This is a genomic window from Streptomyces anatolicus, assembly GCF_019400875.1.
Taxonomy (GTDB): Bacteria; Actinomycetota; Actinomycetes; order Streptomycetales; family Streptomycetaceae; genus Streptomyces; species Streptomyces anatolicus.
The window spans coordinates 1-5,941 of sequence record NZ_WMBF01000402.1 but is presented as its reverse complement, the minus strand read 5'-3'; the positions used below and the strand labels follow the sequence as shown (position 1 = coordinate 5,941).

At 69.8% G+C, this 5,941-nt stretch carries 3 protein-coding genes and 1 pseudogene; 2 read left to right on the top strand and 2 right to left on the bottom strand.

The genetic code is table 11. From position 1 onward, the window contains the following. The first annotated feature begins 433 nt into the window (after window positions 1-433). Together GKQ77_RS25975 and GKQ77_RS25970 are read left to right on the top strand one after the other, a co-directional pair. Entirely contained in the window at window positions 434-3,079 is a 2,646-nt protein-coding gene (locus tag GKQ77_RS25975) for a type II secretion system protein GspG (protein ID WP_219691363.1), read from the top strand. Between the two features lie 13 nt (window positions 3,080-3,092). Then, complete coding sequence (locus GKQ77_RS25970; protein ID WP_219691362.1) at window positions 3,093-4,226, top strand: hypothetical protein; 1,134 nt, start codon at window positions 3,093-3,095, stop codon at window positions 4,224-4,226. Here the strand turns inward: GKQ77_RS25970 and GKQ77_RS25965 are convergent. Both GKQ77_RS25965 and GKQ77_RS25960 read right to left on the bottom strand, forming a co-directional pair. Then, window positions 4,220-4,696 carry a glycine-rich domain-containing protein gene (locus GKQ77_RS25965; RefSeq protein ID WP_219691364.1) on the bottom strand — a complete coding sequence of 159 codons (477 nt, stop codon included), beginning with the start codon at window positions 4,694-4,696 and terminating at the stop codon, window positions 4,220-4,222. The genes GKQ77_RS25970 and GKQ77_RS25965 overlap by 7 nt on opposite strands. Before the next feature lie 30 nt (window positions 4,697-4,726). Beyond that, window positions 4,727-5,938 (bottom strand): annotated as a pseudogene (locus GKQ77_RS25960) (hypothetical protein); the annotation flags it as partial. Window positions 5,939-5,941: the final 3 nt, after the last annotated feature.

Genomic DNA, 5,941 nt, shown 5'->3' with positions numbered 1-5,941 from the left:
GTGTGTGATCCCCGGATGAAGACTTACCGCCAGGTAACGCGTCATCGACCGATGCGGGGCGTGAACAAACAGTGACGGCCGGCTAGTTGGACCACACCGGGGACGCTACGACAAGAAGGCCCCGGTCTCCGTTACGGAGACCGGGGCCTTTCGCGAGCGCTGGGCAGGCCTTGCACCTGCATCTCCCCACAGGAAGTGGGGCGCCTTTCCTTGGACCACCAACGCCGGGCCTGTCACCGGCACTTCGGCGACGAGCACAAGATCAACCCTAGCGTACGTTTTCGAGGGTCGCCGCCACCCCCGGCCGTCCTGCCCGGCTTCACCCGTGAGTGTGACGAAGGCAACACGTCCGCGCTGCTAGCGTGTTGATCCGTCGCGGCCGAGCCGCGCCCGTGGAGCGGCCGAGCCGCACCGGCCGGAGGGGACGACGCACATGACCGGACTGACCAACTCGACCCGGGCGATCCTCAAGGCGACCTACACCCAACCCGTCCCGGAGGCTGTGCCCGCCGAGCCCGAGCCCGGCACCGCCACCGGGGCCCCCTCGTCGATGTCCGTCTTCGCGAAGCAGAACTTCATGCGGTCCCTGGGGCTGAGCCGACCGGAGACCGAGGCCCTGGGGGAGCGGCTGCGGGACGAACAACCCGACCTATACCCGGCGTTCGAGACCATCGCGCCGTCCCTGACCGACACCGGTCCGGCCGCCGCCGCGAGCACCGCGCGGCTCTACGCGCACGTCGGCCCAGGGGAACTGGCCGCCATCGGACGCGTGGTCGCCGCGCTGAGCACCCCGGAGGGCGGCGTGCCGGGCGCGACCGACGTCGACGTGCTCGTCGACCGCTTCCTGGAGGAGGCCAGCATCCAGCCGGTCGGCTGGCTGCATCTGGAACGGATCGAGATGCAGCCGGTGGGCCTGGAGCGCGGCGAACTCGTCTCGACGATCCCCATGGCCCCCGGCGAGACCGCCCGCGTGAGCCACAAGGAGTGGTCGACGCAGAGCGAGGAGCTGTCCCGGATCGTCACCGACGAACTGGAGACGTACGCCGAGAAGGGCGTGGCCGAGAAGACGGACGTGGCCATGTCGACCACCAACGAATCCAAACGCGACACCAACCTCAACTTCGGGGTCACGGCCAGCGGCAGCTACGGCACGGTGTCGGTCACCAGCACCCTCAACTACGGCGTCGCGACCTCCGACCACGAGTCGCGCCAGGCCAGCACCAAGCACGCCACGGAGATCACCTCCAAGGCGTCATCGCGCTCGCGCAAGGAGCACAAGGTCTCCTTCCGCACCGAGACCCGCCGCGGCGAGGAGGACGAGGCCGCCCGCGTGATCACCAACTCCACGTCCCGGGTGATGCGCATCGACTACTACCGCATCATGCGCAAGTGGCGCGTGGACCTCATGCGTTACGGCCTGCGCATGACGTACGACCTGGTCGTGCCCGACCCGGGCGGCGCGCTGCGGCGCCAGCTGATGGAACTCGCCGAGATCGACAGGACCCTCGCCACCCCGTACGAGTTCGCCTTCGGCATCGACCAGGTCAACCGGGAGAACTGGATGACCCTCGCCGCCCGTTACGGCGCGTCGGTGACCGCACCCCCGGAGGAGTATCTGAGCCCGCCGGACTACACCTACGAGTTCCCCGCCATCATCGGTGAGGACGAGGCGACGGTCACCCGGTACCAGTCCTGGCAGATCGACCTGCCCGACGGCTATGAACTCGTGCCGATCCTCTTCGAGGTCAACTACTACGGCTGGCGGCCCGCCGAGCTGGCCCGCTTCGACGTGATCGGCGACGAGGCCCTTGAGGTGACGGCGACCCCCGTCGGCGCCGAGCTGAAGGGCCGCTACCAGTCCCAGCTCCTGCACCTGAACGGCAAGACCGGCCACCTCTCCATCCAGTACACCCACCGCAACATCAGCTGGGCCGGCTTCCGGCTCGCCACGACGCTGCGGCTCTCGGGCGCCGCGTATCTGGCCTGGCAGGTCGCCACCTGGCAGAAGCTGCGCGAGGCCGCCGAGCAGCAGTACTACACCCTCCAGCAGCGGGTGCGGGACCGCCGCGAGCAGCTCCTCGCGGAGCTGAACCGGGACGACACCCTCACCCTGCGCCGCGCCGAGCGCGAGGAGCTGATGAAGCGGTCCCTGCAGTGGCTCTTCGGCAGCGACTTCGACACCGCGCCCGACCACGTCGACGCCGTACTCGCCAACCTGGGCACCAGCGGAACCCCGACCTGGACCGACGACATCGACCCGTCCACCCTTCCCGTCAACACCGAGACATGGATGAAGATCCGGAAGTTCGGCGAGTTCGTGAAGTTCCTGCACCAGGCCGCCGAATGGGAGAACGTCCTCTACGTCTTCTACCCCTACTTCTGGGGCTCGGAGAAGCTGGCCGAGACCAAACGGCTGCTGTGGCACCCCGACCCGCTGCGCCGCGAGTTCCTGCGGGCGGGCGCCGCGCGCGTGGTCCTGCCCATCCGCCCCGGCTTCGAGCGGGCCTTCTCCCGGCTGATGTCCACGGGCCGCATCGACGGCGACGGCTCACCGGACCCCCAGGACCCGCCGTACATGTCCATCGCCGACGAGATCCAGGCGTACGCGCGCACGAACTACCCGGGCATCCCGCCCGCCAACCCCGACATCGCCGCCCGGGCCCGCCCGCTCCTGACGGTCAACCAGCAGCGGGCATGGCGCGACATCGAAGCCATCGTCACGGCCCTGGAGAAGTACGCGGAGAACGCCAAGCAGCAGCACGACCCGACATGGCGCGGCGCACCGATCGAGCCGGAGTACTACCCCACCACCCGGCAGGGGCTGCGGGTGCTGCTCGACACCCGCCCGAACCTCGTCCTCACCGACCCCTGGGGGCGGCCGTACCAGTACCAGAACCCCGGGCGCACCGCGCCGTTCGTCGTCGTCAGCCACGGCGCGGACGCGTCGGCGGGCGGCACGGAGGAAGCGACGGACATCTCCACCGACGCGGAGGGAAACCTCGTCGGCACCTGGTTCGAGTACACGCCCTGCAGCGGCCTGGACATCGAGGTCGGCTCCGACTTCTCCGACAACGGATAGCGGGGTCCTCCCCATGGCCGACGTCCCCTTCCTGGACCACTACTGCGCGTTGCCGACTCGGCCGGTCGGGAATGACGGCGAGGGAAATCGCGACCGTGTGCGCCAGGACCTGGAGGCGCTCACCGCGGAGCTGTACGTGGCCGAGCGCTTCACCGAGTACTTCAGGCGGCGCTACCCGGACTCCGAGGTGATCAGCCAGCTCAACCTCCTGGACGCCAACCGCTTTCGCGGTGCGACGGAGATCCTCGCCAAATGGATCATCGCGGAGTACCGCAACGAATTCGGCCGCGATGCCCTGAAGCAGAACATCAAGACACAGACGCCCGGCCGTCAGCTGCGTTCGGACATGCTCGGCGTCCGGGCCGAGGGGACGACCATGGTCCTCGAACTGGTCGAGGTGACCACGGTCGGCCAGGCCAAGAAGACCGAGATCGAAGACCTCCAGCACAAGACGGACGTCCTCACGCGCTTCGTCATCGAGCCGGCCCTCAAAGAAATGCTCGCCCTCCAGCGCGCCGGCCGGGTGAGCATCGGAGCCCCGACACGGATCGAGATCCGCCGGTCGACCTGGCGGCCGTCCTGGAACGAGCTGTACTACCCGCTCGTCCCGCTCCCGGGTGCGCGCGGCAACGTCAAGTACGAGTGGATCTGTTACAAGCCGACGTTCCGTCCCGACGGCATCGGCAAGGACGGCCTGGTGCTGTACGAGATCCACACCACGGCCCTGCCGCAGGGCGTCCCCGTCGAAGTGCTCCGCAGGGTCGCCCGCCGGCTGCGCGAACTGGAGAACCAGCACCAGCTCGTACTGCTGCCCGCGATGCAGCAGTACTGGGACGACAACGCCGCCGACAGCAGGGAGCTGAAGAAGTGGCTCGCCATCGGCCTCGGCGCGGCCCTGCTCGTCACCCTGGTGGTGCTGGCCTGGCCCACCGCGGTGCCGCTCGCGGCGGGGGTCGCGGAGGGCTCCGGTGCGGCGGCCGCGGCAGGCACCGCGGAGGCCGCCGCGGTGGAGGCCGCACAGCTGGCGAACGCGGTCCGCTACGCGGAGAGCGCGACGAAGGTCCCCGGCTACTTCGAACGGGCCCAGGCGGCCCTGCGGCCGCTGCTGTCGGGCGGTCCCGGCCGAGGACTCGTCGGCAGTCACTGACCCGCGGAGCCGCCCTCAAGGGCCGCGATCTCCGCCAGGGACATGCCCAGTTCCTCGTGCAGGAACCGTACGACCGTCCAGTGCGGCAGGGCGTCCTCGTCGAAGGGGCCGAACGCCGCGGTGTAGAGGGGGATCCACCGCAGCGCCTCCTCGGCGGCCGTCTCGCGCCCCGGGTCCGCCTGGTAGGCGTCGTAGGAAATGCTCCGGTGGTGGATGAAGTGGCCGCCGGGAAGGCGCTCTTCGCACAGCTCGCGGTATTCGCGGGTCTGGAGGATGAGGTAGTGCCAGATCTCGTCGATGTCCTGCTCGACGGGGAGGAAGAGGCCGCCGAGCCGGTCGGGGTGGCGGGAGATCAGATAGAGGTAGCGCAGGCACTCGCGGACCTGGTTCCTGACGTGGGCGGCGTCCGGCGCGCCGGGCTTCTCGGCGAAGTGCCGCACCACCTCCTCGTGCAGTGCCTCGCCGAGCAGCGCCTCGGCGGTGGGAGCCCCGGCATCCGGGGTGGCAAGCCACGCGTACTTGCCGGAGCGGCCGATCGGCACGTGGGTGCGGTGCTCCACGGCGCACGTGCGGCCCGTCAACGCCCCTACGGACGCGGCCAGTTCGGCCTCGGCCTCGGCGGCAAGGGGCTCGCCGTCGAACGTCGTGTACGACAGCCGGCACCGGCCCTCACCTGTCAGACGCAGCCGGTGCAGGAAGACGCGGGGGCTGACGGCGGCGACACGGGCGTCGAGGTCGGCCTGGGCCACCGGGCCCCCGGGCGTGGCGAGGAGTTCCTTCTCGCGGCCGCAGAAGGAGACGATCCGCTCCGGGTCGGCACTGCCGTCGCTGGTGCGCACGCAGTCACCGGAGCGGTAGCGCACCAGGGGCATGTACGGGTTGCGGACGCTGGTGACGATGAGGCTGTGGATGCCGCTGCCGGGCTCCACCGGGATCAGCTCCACGCTCATCCCGTGCAGATAGGGGCGGTAGCTGCCGTCCGCGTCGCTGTAGAAGAGGTAGCCCAGTTCCGTACTGCCGAAGAGGTCGATCACCGGGCAGTCGAAGTGGGCGCGCAGATACGCCCGGACGTTCAGCGGCGTGTACTCGTAGGCGTGGATGATGCCGGCGGGCCGGGGGAATTGGTCCCAGAGGTCCCCTTCGGTGACCTTGCGGACCAGATGCGCCAAGTGGTAGCCGGAACAGTCCAGGAGGTAGGAGCCCTCGGGGTGCGCGGCGCTGACCTCGCGGATCTCGGCGAGCATCCGCTCGACCTCCGCGCGATCCCAGTCGGCCGGGTCCAGGCGGCGGTTGAGGTACAGCGTCCGGTCGTCGAGCCAGCGCTCGCCCGCGGTGGCGCCCGGCTTGCGGGAGTTGACGCGGGCGACGTGCTCGGTGGCGAGGACGGTGGTCAGTGAGACCCGCCGGGCACCGGAGTGCCACAGGGCGCCGAGGTCGGGGTGCTCGCTCCACAGGCGGTAGTAGGAGCGGAGCAGGAAGTACGGCGGCCGGATCAGCTGCATCCGGGCGTGGTTGGTCCCGGTGGAGAGCACGAACTCGGCCTCGCCCGTCTCCAGGGCGCGGGACAGCTCGGGGGTCATCCAGTTGTCGGGAAAGTCCCGGGCGATCTCCGGCTTCTCCAGGATCGGGAAGTCGCCGCGCTCGACGGAGGCGCGGTAGAGGGGGATGTCCCGGATCCGGTCCAGGACGTCGGCGCTCGGCACGGGGTTCAAGGG

Bases quoted from the DNA above. Each gene is read 5' to 3' on its own strand.
- GKQ77_RS25975 (WP_219691363.1), top strand. From the start codon at position 434: ATGACCGGACTGACCAACTCGACCCGGGCGATCCTCAAGGCGACCTAC.
- GKQ77_RS25970 (WP_219691362.1), top strand. From the start codon at position 3,093: ATGGCCGACGTCCCCTTCCTGGACCACTACTGCGCGTTGCCGACTCGG.